The 21,438-nt window shown below is 61.2% G+C and carries 20 protein-coding genes; 13 read left to right on the top strand and 7 right to left on the bottom strand.

Translation table 11 applies throughout. The features are described 5' to 3' along the window. Window positions 1-245, top strand: a 245-nt coding sequence (locus tag BFW87_RS32240; RefSeq protein ID WP_254865864.1) for a hypothetical protein, incomplete at its 5' end; no start/stop codon positions are given. Here the strand turns inward: BFW87_RS32240 and BFW87_RS10160 are convergent. Then, window positions 242-700, bottom strand: coding sequence for a TIGR02444 family protein (locus tag BFW87_RS10160; RefSeq protein ID WP_078739716.1), 459 nt, complete (start codon window positions 698-700; stop codon window positions 242-244). The genes BFW87_RS32240 and BFW87_RS10160 overlap by 4 nt on opposite strands. A gap of 50 nt (window positions 701-750) precedes the next feature. On the opposite strand from BFW87_RS10160, the gene BFW87_RS10155 reads away from it, so the two are divergent. The 5 genes from BFW87_RS10155 to BFW87_RS10135 all read left to right on the top strand — a co-directional run bounded on the left by BFW87_RS10155 (window position 751) and on the right by BFW87_RS10135 (window position 6,704). After that, on the top strand, window positions 751-2,661 hold the full coding sequence (locus BFW87_RS10155) for an ATP-binding cassette domain-containing protein (protein WP_078739715.1): 1,911 nt from the start codon (window positions 751-753) through the stop codon (window positions 2,659-2,661). Further along, complete coding sequence (locus BFW87_RS10150) at window positions 2,661-3,233, top strand: mechanosensitive ion channel family protein (RefSeq protein WP_078739714.1); 573 nt, start codon at window positions 2,661-2,663, stop codon at window positions 3,231-3,233. Before BFW87_RS10155 ends, BFW87_RS10150 begins: the two co-directional genes overlap by 1 nt. A gap of 89 nt (window positions 3,234-3,322) precedes the next feature. After that, window positions 3,323-3,955, top strand: coding sequence for a LysE family transporter (locus tag BFW87_RS10145; protein ID WP_078739713.1), 633 nt, complete (start codon window positions 3,323-3,325; stop codon window positions 3,953-3,955). Window positions 3,956-4,199: 244 nt separating this feature from the next. Continuing rightward, window positions 4,200-6,095, top strand: a complete 1,896-nt coding sequence (locus BFW87_RS10140) for an FTR1 family protein (protein ID WP_078739712.1) — start codon at window positions 4,200-4,202, stop codon at window positions 6,093-6,095. A 153-nt stretch (window positions 6,096-6,248) separates the two neighbouring features. Continuing rightward, window positions 6,249-6,704, top strand: a complete 456-nt coding sequence (locus BFW87_RS10135) for a YaiI/YqxD family protein (RefSeq protein WP_078739711.1) — start codon at window positions 6,249-6,251, stop codon at window positions 6,702-6,704. Here the strand turns inward: BFW87_RS10135 and elbB are convergent. Next, on the bottom strand, window positions 6,701-7,366 hold the full coding sequence (gene elbB / locus BFW87_RS10130) for an isoprenoid biosynthesis glyoxalase ElbB (protein WP_078739710.1): 666 nt from the start codon (window positions 7,364-7,366) through the stop codon (window positions 6,701-6,703). The genes BFW87_RS10135 and elbB overlap by 4 nt on opposite strands. Before the next feature lie 116 nt (window positions 7,367-7,482). Here elbB and BFW87_RS10125 point away from each other — a divergent pair, with 116 nt between their 5' ends. After that, window positions 7,483-8,718 carry a sterol desaturase family protein gene (locus BFW87_RS10125; RefSeq protein ID WP_078739709.1) on the top strand — a complete coding sequence of 412 codons (1,236 nt, stop codon included), beginning with the start codon at window positions 7,483-7,485 and terminating at the stop codon, window positions 8,716-8,718. Here BFW87_RS10125 and BFW87_RS10120 read toward each other — a convergent pair. Beyond that, entirely contained in the window at window positions 8,699-9,334 is a 636-nt protein-coding gene (locus BFW87_RS10120) for a DedA family protein (RefSeq protein WP_078739708.1), read from the bottom strand. The two genes, BFW87_RS10125 and BFW87_RS10120, sit on opposite strands and share 20 nt — an antisense overlap. Before the next feature lie 208 nt (window positions 9,335-9,542). Between BFW87_RS10120 and hemB the strand changes: the two genes are divergently transcribed. Together hemB and ppk1 are read left to right on the top strand one after the other, a co-directional pair. Further along, window positions 9,543-10,556: a porphobilinogen synthase gene (gene hemB / locus BFW87_RS10115; protein WP_078739707.1), complete on the top strand. Its 1,014-nt coding sequence runs from the start codon at window positions 9,543-9,545 to the stop codon at window positions 10,554-10,556. Between the two features lie 18 nt (window positions 10,557-10,574). Beyond that, complete coding sequence (gene ppk1 / locus BFW87_RS10110) at window positions 10,575-12,800, top strand: polyphosphate kinase 1 (RefSeq protein WP_078739706.1); 2,226 nt, start codon at window positions 10,575-10,577, stop codon at window positions 12,798-12,800. A 128-nt stretch (window positions 12,801-12,928) separates the two neighbouring features. On the opposite strand, the gene ppx is transcribed toward ppk1, so the two are convergent. Beyond that, entirely contained in the window at window positions 12,929-14,431 is a 1,503-nt protein-coding gene (ppx, locus tag BFW87_RS10105; RefSeq protein ID WP_078739705.1) for an exopolyphosphatase, read from the bottom strand. Between the two features lie 482 nt (window positions 14,432-14,913). On the opposite strand from ppx, the gene BFW87_RS10100 reads away from it, so the two are divergent. From BFW87_RS10100 to BFW87_RS10085, 4 genes are all read left to right on the top strand, one after another. Continuing rightward, complete coding sequence (locus tag BFW87_RS10100) at window positions 14,914-15,561, top strand: DUF1120 domain-containing protein (RefSeq protein ID WP_078739704.1); 648 nt, start codon at window positions 14,914-14,916, stop codon at window positions 15,559-15,561. Between the two features lie 132 nt (window positions 15,562-15,693). Further along, window positions 15,694-16,383 (top strand): fimbria/pilus chaperone family protein, encoded by a 690-nt coding sequence (locus BFW87_RS10095; RefSeq protein WP_078739703.1) that lies wholly within the window; start codon window positions 15,694-15,696, stop codon window positions 16,381-16,383. Between the two features lie 64 nt (window positions 16,384-16,447). Then, entirely contained in the window at window positions 16,448-18,886 is a 2,439-nt protein-coding gene (locus BFW87_RS10090) for a fimbria/pilus outer membrane usher protein (protein ID WP_254865875.1), read from the top strand. Continuing rightward, on the top strand, window positions 18,876-19,427 hold the full coding sequence (locus BFW87_RS10085; protein ID WP_078739701.1) for a hypothetical protein: 552 nt from the start codon (window positions 18,876-18,878) through the stop codon (window positions 19,425-19,427). The genes BFW87_RS10090 and BFW87_RS10085 overlap by 11 nt, the downstream gene beginning before the upstream one ends. On the opposite strand, the gene BFW87_RS10080 is transcribed toward BFW87_RS10085, so the two are convergent. Genes BFW87_RS10080 through BFW87_RS10070 form a run of 3 tightly spaced genes read right to left on the bottom strand, consistent with a single transcriptional unit; the run spans window position 19,399 to window position 21,438 of the window. Beyond that, entirely contained in the window at window positions 19,399-20,136 is a 738-nt protein-coding gene (locus tag BFW87_RS10080) for an amino acid ABC transporter ATP-binding protein (protein WP_078739700.1), read from the bottom strand. The two genes, BFW87_RS10085 and BFW87_RS10080, sit on opposite strands and share 29 nt — an antisense overlap. Beyond that, complete coding sequence (locus tag BFW87_RS10075) at window positions 20,123-20,773, bottom strand: amino acid ABC transporter permease (protein ID WP_078739699.1); 651 nt, start codon at window positions 20,771-20,773, stop codon at window positions 20,123-20,125. Before BFW87_RS10075 ends, BFW87_RS10080 begins: the two co-directional genes overlap by 14 nt. Further along, a complete protein-coding gene (locus BFW87_RS10070; protein WP_078739698.1) occupies window positions 20,770-21,438 on the bottom strand; it encodes an amino acid ABC transporter permease in 669 nt (222 codons plus the stop codon). The genes BFW87_RS10075 and BFW87_RS10070 overlap by 4 nt, the downstream gene beginning before the upstream one ends.

Here is a 21,438-nt window from a genome sequence, read left to right as displayed (position 1 = left end):
CAAAACCAGCCGCCAAGCCAGCTGCTAAACCTGCTGCTGCAAAACCAGCTGCCAAGCCAGCTGCTAAGCCTGCTGCTGCAAAACCAGTTGCCAAGCCTGCCGCCAAACCTGCCGCTGCAAAACCAGCTGCCGCCAAGCCGGCAGCACCGGCTGCTACCCCGGCAGCGTCCACCGCTCCAACCGCATCGGCCAGCAGCACCCCTGCACCGGTAGCGCCAAGCACCACTCCAACCAGCGCTTCCTAAGTGCCGGTGACCACGGCGCGCAGCAGTTGCAGCGCGTCGTGGTCAAGGTTGGCGGCTTCGGGCGCCAAGCCTTCAAGCCATCGGTGGTGACCTGTTTTCATCGGCCATGCCTGTGCCAACTTCTCCAGACGCGCCAACAATTGCCGCTCGGCCTCCAGCTCCAGGGCTTTGACGCGCTCGCGTAACCCTGCCAATTGCTCATCCTGCTGCGCCATTTCGCGCCATTGAATACGCACTTGCCGCAACGGCCAGACCACCTGCAACTGCCAGGGCCCGGCAATCTGTTCAAGTGCCTCGACACGCTCGGCTGTCAGGGCTACACCCCTTTGTTCCAGCCAGGCCCCGCAGAGCAACAGGCACACATCTGCGCCTTGCTCCTGCAAGCGCAGGCAAGCGGCTTCGACGCCCGGCCGGGCGTAAGTCGAAAGGGCAAAGCTCCACAGGTCAGCGCACATATTCACACCCAAGCCAGCGGGCAACGAAGCTGGTAGACTCCGCCGCCATTATGATCCGACTTCAAAGCCTAACATTACAGCGTGGCCCGCAACGTCTTCTCGAAGACGCCGAGCTGACCCTGCACGCCGGTCACAAAGCCGGCCTGATCGGTGCCAACGGCGCCGGTAAATCCACGTTGTTTGCCCTGTTGCTGGGTGAGCTGACCCCGGATTCCGGGGACTGCCTGCTGCCGGCCGACTGGCGCATCGCCCATATGCGCCAGGAGATCGACACCCTGGACCGCATTGCGATCGACTACGTGCTCGATGGCGACCTGCGCCTGCGCCAGGTGCAACACGACCTCGCCGAGGCCGAGAAAGCCCAGGACGGTGCCGCCCAGGCCCGCCTGCACTCGGAACTCGACAGTGCCGACGGCTACACTGCCGACGCCCGCGCGCGCAAAATGCTCGCTGGCCTCGGTTTTACCAATGAACAGATGGACCGCCCGGTCGCCGACTTCTCCGGCGGCTGGCGCATGCGCCTGAACCTGGCCCAGGCGTTGATGTGCCCCTCGGACCTGTTGCTGCTCGACGAACCGACCAACCACCTGGACCTCGATGCCATCTTGTGGCTGGAAGATTTCCTCAAGAGCTACCCGGGCACTTTGCTGCTGATTTCCCACGACCGGGACTTCCTCGACGCCGTGGTCGACAACATCGCTCACGTTGAACAGAAGAAAATCACCCTCTACCGTGGCGGCTATAGCGCGTTCGAACGCGCGCGCGCCGAGCGTTTGGCCCAGCAACAACAGGCGTTCGAGAAGCAACAGGCGCAGCGTGCGCACATGGAAAGCTACATCGCCCGCTTCAAGGCCCAGGCCACCAAGGCCCGTCAGGCCCAGAGCCGGATCAAGGCGCTGGAACGCATGGAAGAACTGTCGGCGGCCCACGTCGATTCACCGTTCGACTTCGTGTTTCGCGAGTCGGTGAAAATTTCCAGCCCCTTGCTCGACCTCTCCGATGCCCGCCTGGGTTATGGCGACAAAACCATTCTGGAGAAGGTCAAGCTGCAGCTCACGCCGGGCGCGCGTATCGGTTTGCTCGGGCCCAACGGCGCGGGCAAGTCGACGCTGATCAAGAACCTGTCGGGCGAGCTGCAACCATTGGCCGGCCGCCTGACCCGTGGCGAGAACCTGGTTGTGGGCTACTTTGCCCAGCATCAGCTGGACTCCCTCGACTCCAAAGCCAGCCCCTTGCTGCACTTGCAACGCCTGGCACCGACCGAGCGCGAGCAGACCTTGCGCGACTTTCTCGGTGGTTTTGACTTCCGTGGCGCGCGTATCGATGAGCCGGTGCTGAATTTCTCCGGCGGCGAAAAGGCCCGCCTGGCCCTGGCGTTGATCGCCTGGGACCGTCCGAACCTGCTGCTGCTCGATGAGCCCACCAACCACCTGGACCTGGAAATGCGCCTGGCGCTGACCATGGCTCTGCAAGAGTTCAGCGGCGCGGTACTGGTGGTGTCTCACGATCGCCACTTGCTCAAAAGTACCACCGACAACTTCCTGCTGGTGGCCGACGGCAAAGTCGAAGAGTTCGACGGCGACCTCGACGACTACGCACGCTGGTTGACCGATTACCGCCTGCGCAACGCGCCGACCAGCAACACGCCGGTCAACCCGGACAAAACCGACAAGAAGGCCCAGCGCCAAGCTGCGGCTGCGCTGCGCCAACAGTTGGCGCCGCATAAACGCGAAGCCGACAAGCTGGAAGCCGAGCTGGGCAAGGTGCATGAGCGCCTGGCCAAGATCGAAGCCAGTCTGGGCGACAGCGGCGTGTATGAGGCCGCACGCAAGGACGAGCTACGTGACCTGCTGGCCGAGCAGGCCAAGCTCAAGGTGCGCGAAGGGCAATTGGAGGAAACCTGGATGGAGGCCCTCGAACTGCTCGAAACCCTGCAAGCGGAGCTGGAGGCGCTGTCCTGATGGAAGCGCTGCAACTGCCGCTGCCGGCGCAATGGGTCGAACCGGTGTGGATCGGCGTGCAAATCCTGCTGATCCTGTTGGCTGGCTACCTCGCCCAGCGCTTTGTCGCCAAGGGCCTCACTCGACTGGGCGAGCGCTACCCGTTCCCGCCGCAATTGCTGATGCCGCTGCGCGGTGGCTTGCGCTGGCTGATCATGGGCAGTGCGCTGATTTTCGTCCTCGGCCGTCTGGGCGTGTCCGCCACGGTGCTGTGGACGGCGTTGTCAGGGTTTGTCGCGGTTGCCGCCGTAGCGTTTTTTGCCATGTGGTCGGTGTTGTCGAACCTGCTGTGCGCGATTTTGATCTTTACGGTTGGGCCGTTTCGCCTCGGCGACATCGTCGAACTGGTCGATACCGTCGACAAACCGGGCGTGAAAGGGCGGGTGGTTGCGATCAACCTGCTGTACACCACGCTGATCGAAGTGGCAGAAGCCGGCACCGACAGCGCGATGGTGCAGGTGCCCAACAGCCTGTTCTTCCAGCGTTCGGTGCGCCGTTGGCCGGGTACGCACGTATTCCCGGGCGACCGCTAGCATTCACATTTTGTAAAAACCTATAGCCAGCCTTCTGTCGACAGAGTTAGCTTTAGCCAATAAACGCTGACTCTTCCTTGAGGTGTGCAATGGCACTCGATACATGGCTGGCCTTTTTCGTGGCCAGTTGGATCATCTCCCTTTCTCCTGGTGCCGGCGCCATCGCTTCGATGTCCAGCGGCCTGCAATACGGCTTCCTGCGCGGTTACTGGAATGCCATTGGCCTGCAACTGGGGCTGGCGATGCAGATTGCCGTGGTGGCGGGCGGGCTGGGTGCCATTTTGGCGGCATCTTCTACCGCCTTCTATGCGATCAAATGGTTCGGCGTGGCGTACCTGGTGTACCTGGCCATCAAGCAATGGCGCGCTTTGCCGATGGACATGGCCGATGACTCCGCCGTGCGCCCGATCGGCAAGCCGTTGGCGATGATGTTCCGGGGCTTCCTGGTGAACGCCAGCAACCCCAAGGCCTTGGTGTTCATGCTGGCGGTGTTGCCGCAGTTCGTGGACCCGCACGCGCCGTTGCTGACCCAGTACCTGATCCTGGGCGCGACGATGATCAGCGTCGATATGATCGTGATGGCGGGGTATACGGGGTTGGCGTCGAAGGTGTTGCGGCTGTTGCGCACGCCCAAGCAGCAGAAACGCATGAACCGCACGTTTGCCGGGTTATTCGTGGGGGCGGCGGGCTTCCTCGCCAGTTTGCATCGCGCGACAGCCTGACTGACTCAACCGGATCAAAAATGTGGGAGCGGGCTTGCTCGCGATAGCGGTGAACCAGTCAACTTATCTCTCGACTGACACACCGTAATCGCGGGCAAGCCCGCTCCCACATTTGTTTTGTGCGAGCCGATTACACCCGGCCCGTTCAGGCGGACACGCATGTCGCGGCTGCACTAACGCCTTGAGTCAAACCTCTTAACGTTGAACAATAGTGTTACTTCGTATTTTCCCTTGAGATTCATTCATGACTGCCCCCTTCCGTTTTCTCGGCTGGCTGTTATTGCCGGTGTTGATGTCGTGCAGCTTCAATCTGTTGGCCGCGACGGCTGAAGGCGCTCCACAAGCCCTGCATTTGCTGGACTATATTGGCGCCGACTACCTGCCGACCGTCGAGGCGGGCACCGTTGTTGACGAGTCGGAATACCGCGAACAGGTGGAGTTTCTCGGCGTGTTGCAGGGGCTGGTCTCGCAATTGCCGGATAAACCCGAGCGCGCCGAGCTGGTGAAGGGTGTCGATGAGTTACTGGCGGCGGTCACCGCCCGTCAGGACGGTGCCGCGGTTGCCCGTCAAGCGCGTCAGTTGGGCGCCAAGCTGGCGGTGGCGTACGAGGTCAGTCAGGCCCCGGCCATCACGCCCGACCCGACACGCGGTGCGCCGCTTTACGTTCAGCAGTGTTCGGTCTGCCATGGCACCACCGGTGCCGGTGATGGGCCTGCAAGCGTAGGCATGATTCCACCGCCCGCAAACCTGCGCGATGCCACGCGCCTCGATCGCCTGAGTCTCTACGCGATCTACAACACCCTGGGCCTGGGCGTCGAAGGCACGGACATGCCGTCCTTCGCCGATCAATTGGACGACCGCCAGCGCTGGGACCTGGCGACTTACATCGCGGGCTTCACCGCCGACCCGGCTGCCGCCAAGAGCGAGCAACCTTTCAACCTGGCCGACCTTGCGCGCCAAACCCCGAATGAAGTACTGGCTGCCAGCGGCCCGGCCGCCGCCGCCACGTTCCGCGCTCAACGCGCTCAGCCGCCGCAGGTCAAACGTGGCCCGGCGCAGTTGCTCGATTACACCGGCACCACGCTGGACAAGAGCCTCGCGGCCTTCCGCAACGGTGACCACGAACAGGCCTATGACCTGTCGGTGGCCGCCTACCTGGAAGGTTTCGAGCTGGTGGAAAGCTCCCTGGACAACGTCGACGCCAATGTGCGCAAAGACACCGAGAAGGCCCTGATGGCTTACCGGCAGTCGTTGCAGGACGGTTTGCCGATCGAGCAGGTGCAGCAACGCCTGGACGTGGCCAAGGGCAAACTCACCGAATCTGCCGGTTTGCTGGGCAGCGACGGCCTGAGCTGGTCGCTAAGCTATATCTCTGGCTTGCTGATTTTGTTGCGCGAAGGTCTGGAAGCGATCCTGGTACTGGCGGCGATCCTCGCGTTTTTGCGTAACACCGGCCAACAATCGGCGGTGCGCAGCGTTAACGTCGGTTGGGGCCTGGCACTGCTGGCAGGCTTGGCTACGTGGGCGTTGGCGGCGTATGTGATTGACGTCAGCGGCGCTCAGCGTGAATTGCTGGAAGGCTGTACAGCCTTGTTCGCCAGTGTGATGGTGTTGTGGCTGGGTGTGTGGATGCACGACCGGCGCCACGCGGCGGCCTGGCAGGATTACATCAAGAGCAGCCTGGTGGGCGGCGGCGGGCGGTTTGGCTTTGCGATGCTGGCGTTCTTCTCGGTGTACCGCGAGCTGTTCGAAGTGATCCTGTTCTACGAAACCCTGTGGCTGCAAGCGGGACCTGCCGGGCACAACGCGGTACTGGCCGGTGGCGCCACGGCGCTGGTGCTGCTGGTGGGGTTGGCGTGGGTGATCCTGCGGGGTTCGGCGAAGCTGCCGCTGGCGTTGTTCTTCGGCATCAACGCGGCGTTGCTGTGCGCACTCTCGGTGGTGTTCGCCGGGCATGGCGTAAAAGCGCTGCAGGAAGCCGGCATCTTCGGCACGCGGCCAGTGGCGTTTTTTGACTTCGACTGGCTGGGTATTCACGCTGATGCGTATTCACTGAGCGCGCAGGCCGTGGCGATCCTGGCGATTGTGGTGCTGTATGGTCGCAGTCGGTTGGCCGAGAAGCGCCGCATTCCTGCTTGAACGAACGAGGTCAAAACTGTGGGAGCGGCGGTGCGACGATTCGACTTGCCCGCGATTGCAGTGTGTCAGTTGGTGAAATGTTGGCTGATCCACCGCTATCGCGGGCAAGCCCGCTCCCACATTGGATCTATATTGGTAATGGAAGGTGGAAATATGCGCGTGTGGATCGATGCCGACGCTTGCCCCCGGGCCGCCAAGGACCAAGTCGTCAAGTTCGCGTTGAAGCGCCAGTTCGAAGTAGTGCTGGTCGCCGGTCAGAGCCAGATCAAGCCGAGCTTCGCCTGCGTAAAGCTGATCGTGGTGCCCAGCGGGCCGGACGCGGCAGATGATTACCTTGTCGAACATGCCGTGCCCGGTGAGTTGGTGATCTGCAGCGACGTGCCCCTGGCCGATCGGCTGGTGAAGAAGGGCGTCACGGCCCTCGACCCGCGCGGCAAGGAGTTCAGCCCGGCGAACATGAGCGAGCGGCTGGCGGTGCGTAACCTGTTCACTGACCTGCGCGAGCAAGGCCAGATGGGCGGCGGCCCGCCACCCCATGGGGAAAAGGACAAGCAGGCGTTCGCCAATGCCCTGGACCGGATCCTCACCCGGTTGATGCGCGCCAGCTAGTCGTTTTCGTGGGTCAGCTCCAACACCCGGTCCACCAGTTTGTTGATCCCCGAAGCCACCTCACTGATGCTCTTGCCGACCATGTAGGCGGGTGTGCTCACCAGTTTGCGCGCGGTGTCTTCGACGATGTCTTCCACCGCACACTCACGGTGGGTGGCGCCCATCTTGTTCAGTGCTGCCGCCGTGTCAGGGCAGTTGCCGATGGTGCAGGTCACGCCCGGGCCGTAGATCTTCGCGGCCAGCGCCGGCGAAATGCAGATCAGCCCCACCGGTTTACCCGCCTCGGCAAAGGCCTCGGCCAGTTCCAGCACCTGCGGGTTGACGCTGCAACCGGCGCCCTCGACGGCAAAGTTCGACAGGTTCTTCGCCGCGCCAAACCCGCCTGGCACGATCAGCGCATCGAACGCGTCGGCGTCCGCTTCGCGAATGTCTTTCACTTCACCCCGGGCAATACGCGCCGATTCCACCAGCACATTGCGTGTCTCGGGCATCTCCTCACCGGTGAGGTGGTTGATCACGTGCAATTGCGCGATATCAGGGGCAAAACATTGGACCTGAGCGCCGCGCTGGTCCAGGCGCAGCAAGGTGATCACGCTTTCATGGATCTCTGCGCCGTCGTATACGCCACAGCCGGAAAGGATCACTGCAATGTTTTTGCTCATGGGCATTTCTCCATTTTTTGTGGCGTTAAATGTCTACTAATTTGTCACCTGTTGCCAATGGGATCCGCGGCCGCTACACCTAATCTTGATGTAACAAAAATAGACCGGACTAGCCCATGGACTTCGTGCCTTACGCGGTACCGTTTTTCATCGCCCTGATTGTGGTGGAGCTGCTTGCCGACCGCTGGCGCGGCGAACGCAACTATCGGGTGGCAGATGCCATCAACAGCCTCAGTACCGGCGTGCTGTCGACTACAACCGGCTTGCTGACCAAAGGCGTGGGGCTGCTGACCTATGCCTTCGCCCTCAAACACCTGGCACTGATCGAGTTGCCCGCGCAAAGCGTGTGGACCTGGGTGTTCGCCTTCGTGTTCTATGACTTTTGCTACTACTGGCTGCATCGCTGCGGCCACGAGCGCAACATCTTGTGGGCCGCGCACTCGGTGCATCACCAGAGCGAGGACTACAACCTCACCACCGCCCTGCGCCAGACCAGTACCGGTTTCCTGCTGAGCTGGATCTTCTACCTGCCTCTGGCCGTGCTCGGGGTGCCGCTGGTGGTGTTTATCAGTGTGGCCTCGCTGAACCTGCTGTACCAGTTCTGGGTACATACACGCCACGTGCCCAAGCTCGGCTGGTTCGAATGGTTTTTCGTTACGCCGTCCAATCATCGGGCCCACCATGCACAGAATGCTCTCTACATGGATCGCAACTACGGCGGGGTGTTCATTATTTGGGACCGTCTGTTCGGCTCCTTCCAGGAAGAAGACGAAAACGAGCCGGTGATCTTTGGCGTGACGACACCTTTGGCGAGTTGGAACCCGCTGTGGGCCAACCTGCAGTTTTATGCGCAGCTGTGGAGTGATGCGCGACGCACCGAGCGTTGGCGGGACAAGCTGCGCATCTGGTTCATGCGTACGGGCTGGCGCCCTGAGGACGTAAAGGCCAAATATCCACTGGTGAAACACGACCTGAGCCAGTTCCGCAAATTCGAAGTGCCGCTGGACGCACGCCAGCAAATCTACATCGCCCTGCAATTTGCGGCGTACGTAGGGTTTGGCAGCTACCTGATGAATTTTGGTGAAGGGTTGCCCGCGGCGGCGTTGGTGGTGGGCTGGGGCACGATGGCGGTGGGGTTGTTTACCCTGGGCGTGGCCCTGGAGAACCGCCCTTGGGCACTGAAGGCCGAATGGGTGCGCCTGGGGCTGAATGTGCCGCTGGTGTGGCTGGCGCCGCTGGTCGGGTTGTGGCCAGCGAGCAGCTTGGGCTGGCTGGGCCTGGTGAGTTACAGCCTGCTCAGCGTGATCGGTCTCTACTGCTGCAGAGACCGGCTTACTCGATTGGCGTCTTAGGCGCTTCTACCTGCACCGGCTCGGCGGCGAGCCGGGCCTTGGCGTCAGCGCAGGCCTGGCGGGCAATACGCGCGTTCTTGAAGCGCCGACGCAGCCACAGGCCGAGCCCCAGCAACAGCAGCGCACCCAATACCCACAGTTCGTACTTCTTGACGCTGCCCAGCATGCCTTCCAGCACCGCGCCGAAGTGGTAGGCCGCAGCCCCCAGCGCCGCCGCCCAGATGGCCGCGCCGATACCGTTGAGGATCAAATAGCGCACTGGCGGGTAGCCCGACAGGCCAATCGCCACCGGCATCACCGTGCGCAAGCCATACACGAAGCGAAAGCTCAGCACCCAGATATCCGGATGCTTGCGGATATGCTCCAGCGCCTTGTCGCCCATCAATTGCCAGCGCGGTTTGCGCGCCAACAGTTTGCGCCCGTGTTTGCGCCCCAGGAAATACCACAGCTGGTCGCCGGCGTAGCTGCCACAAAAGGCAACGATCACCACCAGATTGATATCCATGTAACCACGGAACGCCAGGAAGCCTGCGAGCACCAAGATGGTCTCGCCTTCGAAGAAGGTGCCAAGGAACAGGGCAAAGTAGCCGAAGTCATGCAGAAATTGTTGAAGCATGGTCTAGGGTGCTGGCGAAATGAACGCGCAGCCTACGCCTTCACGAAGATTCATGAAAGTATCGAGATGTGTCACGAAGTGAACAATTCCTACGTAAATGACGAATGCGACTACAGGTCGCACGGATAAGCACAACTGTCATTCCTTCGTCATAATGGCCGCTTATAACTGCAACGCTCGCCCGTAAACGCGGGCTCAGGAGTCTGTCGTGAGCTTTACCCCTGCCAATCGCCTGTTCCCAGCCACCCGTCTGCGTCGCAATCGCCGTGATGATTTTTCTCGCCGTCTGGTGCGTGAAAACGTGCTGACGACGAACGATCTGATCCTGCCGGTATTTGTGCTGGACGGCGAAAATCGCCGGGAAGCCGTGGCGTCGATGCCGGGTGTGGAGCGTTTGAGCATTGATCAACTGCTGATCGAAGCTGCGAATTGGGTCGAACTGGGGATTCCGGCAGTCGCGCTGTTTCCGTTCACGCCGCCCGAGCTCAAGTCCCTCGACGCCGCCGAAGCCTGGAACCCTGAAGGCATTGCCCAGCGCGCCACCCGCGCCCTGCGCGAGCGTTTTCCGGAGTTGGGCGTGATCACCGACGTGGCGCTGGACCCGTTCACCACCCACGGTCAGGATGGCATTCTCGACGAAGAAGGCTATGTTGAGAACGACATCACCGTCGATGCGCTGGTCAAGCAGGCCCTGTCTCACGCTGCCGCAGGCGCTCAAGTCGTGGCACCGTCGGACATGATGGACGGCCGCATCCAGGCGATTCGTGAAGCCCTGGAGCTGGCCGGCCACGTCAATGTACGAATCATGGCCTACTCGGCCAAATACGCCAGCGCCTACTACGGCCCGTTCCGCGATGCGGTGGGCTCGGCGCTGAACCTGGGCAAGGCCAATAAAGCCTCGTACCAGATGGACCCGGCCAACAGCCAGGAAGCCCTGCACGAAGTGGCCGCCGACCTGGCCGAGGGCGCTGACATGGTGATGGTCAAACCCGGGATGCCGTACCTGGACATCCTTTACCGGGTCAAAGAGGAATTCAAGGTGCCGACCTTTGTCTATCAGGTCAGCGGTGAATACGCCATGCACATGGCCGCGATCCAGAATGGATGGTTGAGTGAAGGGGTGATCCTCGAATCCCTGACTGCCTTTAAACGTGCGGGGGCTGATGGCATTCTGACCTATTTCGCCGCCCGCGCTGCCCAATTGCTTAGAGAGCAACAATAGCCCTCACAGGAACACTCGATGAATACCGAAGGACTCTCCGAAGTTGCCGTAAAAGACGCTCACCCGGTGGTGGAACAAGTCACCGAAACCCCGCCGGAGCATGAGCCGGCCGCGCCGGCGGTAGTGGCTGAAACGCCTGCCCCGGCGGCCCCGGTCGTCGCCGTGACCAACCTGGATGACAGCAGCCTGTACATCCACCGTGAGTTGTCACAACTGCAATTCAACATCCGCGTGCTGGAGCAGGCGCTGGATGAGTCCTACCCGCTGCTGGAACGGCTGAAATTCCTGCTGATTTTCTCCAGCAACCTGGACGAGTTCTTCGAGATCCGTGTTGCCGGCCTCAAAAAGCAAATCACCTTTGCCCGTGAACAGGCCGGCGCCGATGGCCTGCAGCCGCATCAAGCGCTGGCGCGCATCAGCGAATTGGTGCACGGCCATGTGGACCGCCAATACGCGATCCTCAACGACATCCTGCTGCCGGAACTGGAAAAACATCAGGTCCGCTTCATCCGTCGCCGTCACTGGACCACCAAGATCAAGACCTGGGTGCGCCGTTACTTCCGTGACGAGATTTCGCCGATCATCACCCCGATCGGCCTCGACCCGACGCACCCGTTCCCGTTGCTGGTGAACAAGAGCCTCAACTTTATCGTTGAGCTGGAAGGCATCGACGCCTTCGGTCGCGATTCGGGCCTGGCGATTATCCCGGCACCGCGCCTGTTGCCACGCATCATCAAGGTACCGGAAGAAGTGGGCGGCGCTGGCGACAACTATGTATTCCTGTCGTCGATGATCCACGCACACGCCGATGACCTGTTCCAGGGCATGAAGGTCAAGGGGTGCTATCAGTTCCGCCTGACCCGAAACGCCGACCTGGCGCTGGACTCCGAAGACGTCGAAGACTTGGCCCGTGCCCTGCGCGGCGAGCTGTTCTCGCGGCGTTATGGCGATGCGGTACGCCTGGAAGTGGCCGACACCTGCCCTAAACACCTGTCGGACTACCTGCTCAAGCAGTTCAACCTGGCCGAGTCCGAGCTGTACCAGGTCAATGGCCCAGTGAACCTGACGCGTTTGTTCAGCATCACCGGCCTGGACAGCCATCCGGAGCTGCAATACACGCCGTTTACGCCGCAGATCCCGAAACTGCTGCAAAACAGCGAGAACATTTTCAGCGTGGTGAGCAAACAGGACATCCTGCTGCTGCACCCGTTCGAGTCTTTCACGCCGGTGGTCGACCTGCTGCGTCAGGCCGCCAAAGACCCGCACGTGTTGGCCGTACGCCAGACCCTGTACCGGTCCGGCGCCAACTCGGAAATCGTCGATGCGCTGGTTGACGCCGCGCGTAACGGCAAGGAAGTCACCGCAGTGATTGAGCTGCGTGCACGCTTCGACGAAGAGTCCAACCTGCAACTGGCCAGCCGCCTGCAAGCGGCCGGTGCGGTGGTGATCTACGGCGTGGTCGGCTTCAAGACCCACGCCAAGATGATGCTGATCCTGCGCCGCGAAGCTGGCGAGATCGTGCGTTACGCCCACTTGGGCACCGGCAACTACCACGCCGGCAACGCCAAGCTCTACACCGACTACAGCCTGCTGACCTCTGACGACGCCTTGTGTGAAGACGTCGGCAAGTTGTTCAGCCAGTTGATCGGTATGGGCAAGACCTTGCGCATGAAGAAGCTGCTGCACGCGCCGTTCACGCTCAAGAAGGGCATGCTCGACATGATTGCCCGCGAAACCCAATTCGCCCTCGACGGCAAACCGGCGCACATCATTGCCAAGTTCAACTCGCTGACCGATCCGAAGATCATCCGCGCGCTGTACAAGGCCAGCCAGTCCGGCGTGCGTATCGACCTGGTGGTGCGTGGCATGTGCTGCCTGCGTCCAGGCATTGCCGGGGTGTCGCACAACATCCACGTGCGCTCGATCATCGGCCGCTTCCTGGAACACACCCGCGTGTTCTACTTCCTCAACGGTGGCGAGGAGCAGATGTTCCTCTCCAGTGCCGACTGGATGGAGCGCAACCTCGACAAGCGTGTGGAGACCTGCTTCCCGGTGGAAGGCAAGAAGCTGATCATGCGGGTCAAGAAGGAGCTGGAAAGCTACCTCACCGACAACACCCACAGCTGGAGCCTGCAGCCGGATGGCCGTTACGTGCGTAACACGCCAACCGGCAACCAGAACCCGCGCAGTGCGCAGGCGACGTTGCTGGAGAAGCTGGGCAGCCCGATTCTGTCGGTGAACTAACGGCCAATACGGACTAAAAATGTGGGAGGGGGCTTGCTCCCGATAGCGGTGTGTCAGTTGACCTATTCATCAACTGACCCACTGCCATCGGGAGCAAGCCCCCTCCCACATTGGTTTTGCAGTGTTCTTTAGCGCAAATTCAGGCTGAACCCCACCCGCGTCAACCACTCCGCTTCCTGGGCGAAATCCGCCTGGGTCAGCTGGTTTTCATCCAGCCAACCTTTTGGGAATACCACGTCGAGGCTGTCGCCATTGGCGCGCAGGGTCACCTGGGGCATTTCCTGGGTGCCGCGGATGTGGTGGAACAGGATCGCAAAGCGCAGCAGCACGCACAGGCGAATCAGCTTGATGCCTTCGTCGCCGAAGTCGGCAAACTTGTCTTTAGGGATGTTACGGCGATGGCCGCGCACCAGCAGGGCCAGCATCTGTTGGTCTTCGCGGGAGAAACCGGCGAGGTCCGAGTGCTCGATCAGGTAGGCGCCGTGCTTGTGGTAATGGTAGTGGGCGATGTCCAGGCCCACCTCATGCACCTTGGCGGCCCAGCCGAGCAGCTCACGCCACACGCCGTCTTCAAGGTCCCAGTCTTCGGCGACCTGGTCGAAGGCGTGCAGGGCTTTGCGTTCCACGCGGGCGGCTTGCTCCAGGTCAACGTGGTAACGCTCCATCAGCGAGCTGAGGGTGCGCTCACGCACGTCTTCGTGGTGATGACGGCCCAGCAGGTCGTAGAGCACGCCCTCGCGCAGGGCGCCGTCGCAGTGGTCCATGCGTTGCAGTTCGAGGGCGTCGAAAATCGCTTCGAGAATCGCCAGGCCTGCCGGAAAGATAGTGCGGCGGTCGGGCTTGATGCCGTCGAAGTCGATTTTTTCCGCATCGCCGAGCTTGAACAGCTTGCGTTTGAGCCACGCCAGGCCTTCAGCGTTGACCTCGCCGGAGCCATGGCCACCGGCTTTGAGGGCCAGGCCTATGGCGCGAATGGTGCCGGACGAGCCGATGGCTTCATCCCAGGTCAGGCGATGCAGGGCGTGCTCGATGCTCATGATCTCCAGCCGCGCCGCGGTATAGGCCTGTGCATAGCGCGCCGGGGTGATCTTGCCGTCCTTGAAGTAACGCTGGGTGTAGCTGACGCAACCCATCTGCAGGCTTTCGCGCAGCAATGGCTCGAAGCGTTGCCCGATGATGAATTCGGTACTGCCGCCGCCAATGTCGGCGACCAGGCGTTTGCCGGGCGTGTCGGCCAGGGTGTGGGACACGCCGAGGTAGATAAGGCGCGCTTCCTCACGGCCGGAGATGACTTCAACCGGGTGGCCGAGGATCTCCTCGGCGCGGCGGATGAATTCGCCACGGTTGCGTGCTTCACGCAGGGCGTTGGTGCCGACGATTCGTACGGCGCCCAAGGGCATGCCGTTGATCAATTGGGCAAAGCGCTTGAGGCAATCGAGCCCGCGCTGCATGGATTCTTCATTGAGCTGGCGCGCGTCGTCGATCCCGGCAGCCAGTTGGACTTTCTCGCCGAGCCGCTCAAGGATGCGGATTTCGCCGTTCTGGGCCTTGGCCACGACCATGTGAAAGCTGTTGGAGCCCAGGTCGATGGCGGCGATCAGGGACAGATTCTTGGCTTGGGATTGCGGCATGGTTTGGGGGTCTCGGTCGATAACCCAGCCATCGTGCCACGATCGACCGCTGACGCCAACGCGTTGTGCTTCAGTAATTTTCCTGACGCTGTCTGTGGGGAAATATCGTGGGAAATGTAGGCTGATTTTGTAAGCGGCCAGCGAATGCGCTTATCGATCACGTAGGAATTTTTAACCTGTGCTTGTCGCAAGTTCTTACTGAGTTTTCCTACAGTGGAGTGCTTGATGTTCTCCTCGTTATTTTGTTCTGGACTACTTTAATAGCGCTTGCGAGCGACTGCTTATATTCACCGCTCCCACACTTATTGATGTGTTGTCTGATTCTTTCATGAAGTACCAAAGGAACAGACTGTCACCCGGCAATTTTGCCTGGGTGTTATTTATTTATAGTTGCGTATGTCTCGGAAGATGAAGTGGTTGGCGATGGAATCGCCAAGGCACAAATAAAAAGCGCCTGATAACTTTCAAGTGACAGGACAAGCATGAAAAAGATTGTTGGATTGACTCTCGGTATCGTGTGCCTGGCTTCGGCCCTCAGCGCCCAGGCAACCACCAGTGCCCAACTGGTCGTCAGAGGTACGATTACACCGGCGGCCTGCAACCTCAGCCTGGCGGGCAGTGGCATCATCGATTACGGCACCATCCGTTCCGGCGAATTGTCCCAGGCGGCGTTCAACCCGCGCGAAGAGCGGAGCACTTCCCTGGTTGTCAATTGCGGCACCACGCCGGCCCGGTTCGGCATCACCTTTACCGATTTGCAGGCGGGCAGCAAGGTCACGGGCATCCTGGGTGCCGGTTATACCGAAGCTCAGAACTTCGGTTTGGGTGCGGTCGCCACCCGCCGTACGGGCGGTTACTCAGTCACCCTCAGGGATTTGCGCACCTCCGGTGCGGCCCTGCTCCCCATCATGCGCACAGGTGCGGGCGCCTGGCAGATCAGCGATGGCAAAGTCGCTCAATCGCCTAGCCAATACTCGTGGCGCAACAGCGGCGCGATTACACCCGCCGCTATTTCCCAACTGACCGGCACCCTTGTGGTGAAGGCGGTCATCAACAGGGCCCAGGACCTCGACCTGAGTCGCGACATCGCTATTGATGGCCGCGCCACGTTGGTACTGAGTTACATCTAAACGACTGAAAGCAGCCAATCAAGAAACTCTCACTTCCTGGTTGGCTGCTTTTTCGTGGGCGCTTGGCTACCAATCGTCAATCTGACCGCTTGCGGGGAATATTGAGTGCGTGGTTTTTCGATAATAAATAACGTGTTGTTAGCGTGTGTAAGTGTGTGTCTTTTGTTTTCTGCTGTTGCAACTGCGGACGGAATGTTGCCGGAAACGACCGTTGTTGTGTTGTATGAAGAAGACGGCGAAGCCACCTTAACTATCAAGAACACCGATTCCGGACCTGCATTGCTGCATTCGGTAGTGGAAAACGTGCCCGAAGACGTGGATCCGTTATTAATTGTCACGCCGCCCATTGCGCGGGTGGAGGCGGGCGACACTCAGCTGGTGCGTTTTATCAGCACGTTGGAGGCGCCACTCAAGACTCAGCGGCTAAAGCGCGTGTCGTTCGAGGGCATCCCCCAGGCGCGCGCGGCGGGCAGTGCGACCATCGGTATCACCCTGCGCCAGAATTTGCCGCTGATCCTGCACCCAAAAGGTTTGCCTCGGCACCACACACCCTGGGAGCTTCTGAAGTGGACGCGGGAGGGGGAGCGCCTGAGGGTCCACAACGACAGCGCCTACGTTGTGCGCCTGGCCCCGGACTTACGGTTGTTGCCACAGGGCCTCGTGGGCACCTTGCCACGCACTTACATCCTGCCGGGTGAGGCGTTGACGGCGGAGGTCGACAGCCCCCTGGGCGGCGTGGCCGAGGTCGAGATTCAGCCCGCCACGGTCTATGGCTTTTCGGTAGATCACTACCGGGCGCCGATCAGTGCCAATGGGGGTTGATCGACGCATGAACGGTCTGTGGAACAACCGCTTTGCGACCTCGCCCTGGCCTCGCGGACCGTCGATGTTCGTGGGGGTCGCGGCGTTGTGGAGTCTGCCCGGCCTGGTGCTTGCGCTGGAGCTCGGGGAGGGTTTTGACCTTGCGGCACTCACCGCCCACGGCATTGACCCTAACGTTTCCGACTATTTTCGCAATGCGGCGCGCTTTCGCGAAGGTGTCCACGTGGTGGGGTTGCGGGTCAATGGCAACCCGCTCGGGCTGGTGGATGCCCGGTTCGATCAACAGGGCCGGCTGTGTTTCACCCCTGGGTTGCTCCAGAAAGCCGGGCTGGTGAAACCGAACGCGATCTTGCTCGAAGGCACTGCGCCAGATCAGGCCTGCCATGATTTTCTCGGGGCGTTCCCGACGACCATGGTCAGGCTGCGCCCCGGCACGGATGAAGTGGCGCTGGTCGTGCCGACCCAGTCCTTGCGCGGGCCGGAGTGGGGCGCCGGGCATTTTTCCCGGGGCGGGGCGGCGGCGTTGTTCAACTACGACGTGCTGGGGTTCGACAGCCGCTCGCGCAGTGGGCCCAGCCGGTTTGTGTCGGCGTACACCGAGGCGGGCTTTAACCTTGAGGACTGGATTGTTCGCAGTCGCCAGTTCTACGTGTCCGACAACGGCAAGGCGCGTACCGAACACCTGTACGCCTTTGCCCAGCGGGATATCGCCGTACTGCAGTCGACTTTCCAGGTGGGCCAGCTCTCCAGTAATAACCCGTTGTTTGGCGGCATTCAGCTGTCCGGCCTGCAATTTTCCCCGGATGGTCAATCACGCGGCCCGGCAGGCGCCAACAATGCGGTGGTCGAGGGCCTGGCCCAGAGCCAGTCGCGAATTGAAGTGCGTCAGTCTGGTGTATTGATCCATACCACCCTGGTGCCTGAAGGCCCCTTCCGCCTGACAGGGCTGCCCTTGCTCAATGGCACCAGCGACCTTGAAGTCAGCGTGATCGACGTGCGCGGTGGCAGGCGCAGTTTTGTGGTGCCCGCAGCGTCTTTCGGTGGGGCTGTACCGACTGCGCCCGGGTATTACTTTTCGCTGGGCAAGCTGCGTAGAAGTACCGCTGAAGAGGGGCCTTCACCGGTGGTCGCCATGGGGAGCGGCACCTGGGGGTTGGGGCGTGATTCGTCCGCGGGCTTTGGCTTGTTAAGCACCGATGATTATTGGTCGGCAGGCGGTACGTTGAGCAGCGTGTTTTTTCAGCGGGTTTCTCTGGGCGTCCGTCAAAACCTGTCCCGGGACAGCAAAAATGCAGTGTCCGGCTCGCGCAGCAGCGTGTCGGTCAGTAGCCCGTTGTTCAGCAATATCGACGTCAACCTGAGTGCAACCACCCAGACCCGGGGTTATCGCGAAGTGCTTGAAGCGGGCGGGTCGTCCACGGCCGATGAGTTGGGTTCCCGCTTCAAAAATCAATACACGGCGGGCATGAGCTGGGCCGATCCCACGCTGGGCGTGTTTTCCGTGGGTTATACCCGCAGTGCACAATTTGACCGGCAAACGTCCGAACACGTGTTTGCCTCCTGGAACACCTCCATGCGCTATGCCGACGTCGCATTGATCGCCGATTCGCAGGTGGGCGGTACTCGTCGTGACGCAGGTTTAAACAGCAATCGACGCGACACGTCACCAGGCGATAACGTGTCGGTACGGTTGCAAGTCAGCGTTCCGCTGGGCGGTGACCGTCGTGTGAACAGCTACACCAGCCGCCGTGGAAACCAGTTCACCGCCGGTACGGCGCTCAGCGACAGGGTCAATGAGTATGTGAACTACGAGGTGGGCGTGGAACGCGACCTCAGGGCCCGAGAACAATCGGTTCGAGGGCAAGTGGATATCCTGCCGCGTTACACCCGCGTTGGCCTGGGCGTCAGCCGCGACCCGTCGGGCGCCAGCTACACCGGGCAATTGCAGGGCGGCGTGGTGGCCCACAAGGGCGGGCTGACCTTCTCGCCCTATGCCGTGCAGGACACCTTTGGCGTGATCAAGGTGGGCGACATCGGTTCTGCAAAAATCGAGACCCCGCAGGGGCCGGTGTGGACCGACTTCAGTGGGCAAGCGGTGATCGCAGGCTTGCCGGCGTACTCCAACAGCCGGGTCGAAGTGCAGACCCAATCATTGCCCAAGCGCGTCGACCTGAAGAACGGCACCCAGGTGCTCGCCGCGGGCCGTGGGTCTTTTAATGCTGTGGATTTCGAGGTGGTGAAAGTGCGCCGTGTGCTGCTCACCGCCCGTGATCAGCAAGGCCGGCCTTTGCCCCAGGGCGCCGCGGTATTCGGCAAAGGTGATCGCTTCCTGACCAGTGTGGTGGGCGACGGCATGATCTTTCTGAACGACGTCAATGAGTCGCAAAGCCTGCGGGTTGCGCTGCCGGATTCTTCCTCCTGCCTGTTGCGCATTGCCCCTGGGAGCACGCCTGATAATGACAAGTTCTATGAAACTGCATCGGCGGTGTGCCATGCCCGTTAAGCGCGCAAGCCTGTTCGGGATGGTGCTCTGCACATTACTGGTGGCCCCAGACGGGTGGGCGGAAAACTGCCGGTTATCACTGAGCCAGCCGCGTATCGACTATGGCGTGATTCGCCGGGAGGGTCCGGTCGATAAACTTGCCCTGGTCCTCGGCACTCGCGTGCGGCACCTGAACATCCAGTGCGCAGAGCCTGCGGCCATGGCGCTGCGCTTTATCGGGGTTGCAGCCGACGGGCAGGGGTTTCAGTTTGGTCGGCAGGGGCGCTTTCGCCTGAGCCTCAAACACGCTCAGGTGGATGGGCATGCAGTCGGCTGGGTAGCGGCGCACTTGCCCGGTGAGCCGGCCAGCGGGCAATTGCTGCCCGGCCAGACCTTGATGGCGCGGGTAGCAGGGATGCCGATGGTAGGCCGGCGACTCACAGCCCAGGTCGAGATCGACACCGAACTGCCCGCCAGCGCTCTGGAAGTACGAAGTGAGGCACTGTTGGAAGGGCAGGGCAGTTTCGAGCTGATCAGCCCGGCTGTTCCACCGAACCAATGAAGTTGGCGAGCTCCGGCGTTCTGGGGTTGGCGAACAAGGTTTTGGGGTCGCCCACTTCATGCACCTTGCCTTGGTGCATGAACACCAGTTTGTCGCCGACTTCCCGGGCGAAGCGCATTTCGTGGGTCACCATGATCAAGGTCATGCCGTCCTTGGCCAGTTGGCGCACCACGCTGAGCACTTCGTTGACCAGTTCCGGGTCCAGGGCCGAGGTGATTTCGTCGCACAGCAGCACTTTGGGTGACATCGCCAGTGCGCGGGCAATGGCTACGCGCTGTTGCTGGCCGCCGGACAGGCGATCGGGAAAGGCATCAAACTTTTCCCCCAGTCCAACGCGCTCGAGCATCTGCCTGGCAAGCTGCGCGGCCTTGGCTTTGGGCACTTTTTGCACCACTTGCGGCGCGAGCATCACGTTTTCGCCTACGGTCAGGTGCGGGAACAGGTTGAACTGCTGGAACACCATGCCGACTTTCTGCCGCAGGCTGCGCAGGTCAGCGCGGGCTGCGTCGAGGTATTCACCGTCCACTTCGATGACGCCGTCGTTGATCGACTCCAGGCCGTTGAGGGTACGCAGCAAGGTGGATTTGCCAGAGCCACTGCGGCCGATGATCGCCACCACCTGGCCTTCTTCAACCGTCAGGTCGATGCCCTTGAGCACGTGGTGATCGCCGTAATACTTATGCAGGGCGGAAATTCTAAGCAGAGGCATGCAGTCTCCTTTCCAGGTAGCGCGCACTGAGGGACAAGGGGTAACAGAGCAGGAAGTAACCCAGCGCAACCAGCCCATAGACCATGAAGGGTTCGAAGGTGGCGTTGGCGAGCATCCCGCCGGTTTTGGTCAGTTCGGTGAAGCCGATAATCGAGGTCACCGCGGTGCCTTTGACCACTTGCACCGAGAAACCCACGGTGGGCGCTACGGCAATGCGCAGCGCCTGGGGCAAGATCACGTAGCGCAGTTGTTCAAGCGGGTTGAGTGCCAGGCTGGCCGAGGCTTCCCATTGCCCATGGGCGATGGACTCCACGCAACCGCGCCAGATTTCAGCGAGGTAGGCGCTGGTAAACAGCGTCAGGGCGATTGCCGCGGCCAACCACGGCGAGATGTCGATGCCCAGCAAGGCAATGCCGAAAAACACCAGGAACAGCTGCATCAACAGCGGCGTGCCCTGAAACAGTTCGATGTACGTGCGCGCGACATTGCGCGGGAACGCCTTGCGGCTGATGCGCATCGTCATCACCAGCAAGCCGATCACACCGCCGCCGATAAACGCCACCAGCGACAGCAACAGGGTCCACTGCAGGCCGGTGAACAGGTTGCGCACAATGTCCCAAAAGGAAAAATCACTCATCGGCTGTTCCTCATCACGTAGCGACGGCCGATCCAGTTGAGCAACTGGCGAATCATCAACGCCATGCACAGGTACACCAGGGTGGTCAGGGTATAGGTTTCAAACGCGCGGAAGTTGCGTGACTGAATAAAGTTGGCGGCAAAACTCAGCTCTTCAGTGGCGATTTGCGAGCACACCGCCGAGCCGAGCATCACGATGATGATCTGGCTGCTCAGGGCCGGCCACACCTTGCCCAGCGCCGGCAGCAGCACCACGTGGCGGAACGCTTCGAAACGTGTCATCGCCAGTGCCGCTGCGGCTTCCAGTTGGCCGCGAGGGATCGCCTGGATACCCGCGCGGATGATTTCCGTCGAATACGCCCCGAGGTTAATCACCATTGCCAATACGGCGGCTTGCCACTCGGTGATTTTCAGCCCCAGGGACGGCAAGCCGAAGAAGATGAAGAACAACTGCACCAGAAACGGTGTGTTGCGGATCAACTCGACATACACGCCAAAGAACCAGGCGAAGGGCTGGATCTTCCACGCCCGCACCACCGCGCCGAGGGTGCCCAGGGCTACGCCGAGGATGGCACCGATGGCGGTCAGCTCCAGCGTAAACAGGGCGCCGCGCAACAGCAGGTCGGTATTGGCCAGCACCGGCACAAAGTCAAATTGATACGCCAT

The organism is Pseudomonas fluorescens (assembly GCF_002022275.1).
Classification (GTDB): Bacteria; Pseudomonadota; Gammaproteobacteria; order Pseudomonadales; family Pseudomonadaceae; genus Aquipseudomonas; species Aquipseudomonas fluorescens_AJ.
Note: the sequence above shows the minus strand (reverse complement) of the source record. Positions and strands in the feature narration are given on the sequence as shown.

Coding starts and splice junctions, on each gene's coding strand:
- BFW87_RS10160 (WP_078739716.1), bottom strand. CDS start 700: ATGTGCGCTGACCTGTGGAGCTTTGCCCTTTCGACTTACGCCCGGCCG.
- BFW87_RS10155 (WP_078739715.1), top strand. CDS start 751: ATGATCCGACTTCAAAGCCTAACATTACAGCGTGGCCCGCAACGTCTT.
- BFW87_RS10150 (WP_078739714.1), top strand. CDS start 2,661: ATGGAAGCGCTGCAACTGCCGCTGCCGGCGCAATGGGTCGAACCGGTG.
- BFW87_RS10145 (WP_078739713.1), top strand. CDS start 3,323: ATGGCACTCGATACATGGCTGGCCTTTTTCGTGGCCAGTTGGATCATC.
- BFW87_RS10140 (WP_078739712.1), top strand. CDS start 4,200: ATGACTGCCCCCTTCCGTTTTCTCGGCTGGCTGTTATTGCCGGTGTTG.
- BFW87_RS10135 (WP_078739711.1), top strand. CDS start 6,249: ATGCGCGTGTGGATCGATGCCGACGCTTGCCCCCGGGCCGCCAAGGAC.
- elbB (WP_078739710.1), bottom strand. CDS start 7,366: ATGAGCAAAAACATTGCAGTGATCCTTTCCGGCTGTGGCGTATACGAC.
- BFW87_RS10125 (WP_078739709.1), top strand. CDS start 7,483: ATGGACTTCGTGCCTTACGCGGTACCGTTTTTCATCGCCCTGATTGTG.
- BFW87_RS10120 (WP_078739708.1), bottom strand. CDS start 9,334: ATGCTTCAACAATTTCTGCATGACTTCGGCTACTTTGCCCTGTTCCTT.
- ppk1 (WP_078739706.1), top strand. CDS start 10,575: ATGAATACCGAAGGACTCTCCGAAGTTGCCGTAAAAGACGCTCACCCG.
- ppx (WP_078739705.1), bottom strand. CDS start 14,431: ATGCCGCAATCCCAAGCCAAGAATCTGTCCCTGATCGCCGCCATCGAC.
- BFW87_RS10100 (WP_078739704.1), top strand. CDS start 14,914: ATGAAAAAGATTGTTGGATTGACTCTCGGTATCGTGTGCCTGGCTTCG.
- BFW87_RS10090 (WP_254865875.1), top strand. CDS start 16,448: ATGTTCGTGGGGGTCGCGGCGTTGTGGAGTCTGCCCGGCCTGGTGCTT.
- BFW87_RS10085 (WP_078739701.1), top strand. CDS start 18,876: ATGCCCGTTAAGCGCGCAAGCCTGTTCGGGATGGTGCTCTGCACATTA.
- BFW87_RS10080 (WP_078739700.1), bottom strand. CDS start 20,136: ATGCCTCTGCTTAGAATTTCCGCCCTGCATAAGTATTACGGCGATCAC.
- BFW87_RS10075 (WP_078739699.1), bottom strand. CDS start 20,773: ATGAGTGATTTTTCCTTTTGGGACATTGTGCGCAACCTGTTCACCGGC.
- BFW87_RS10070 (WP_078739698.1), bottom strand. CDS start 21,438: ATGGCGTATCAATTTGACTTTGTGCCGGTGCTGGCCAATACCGACCTG.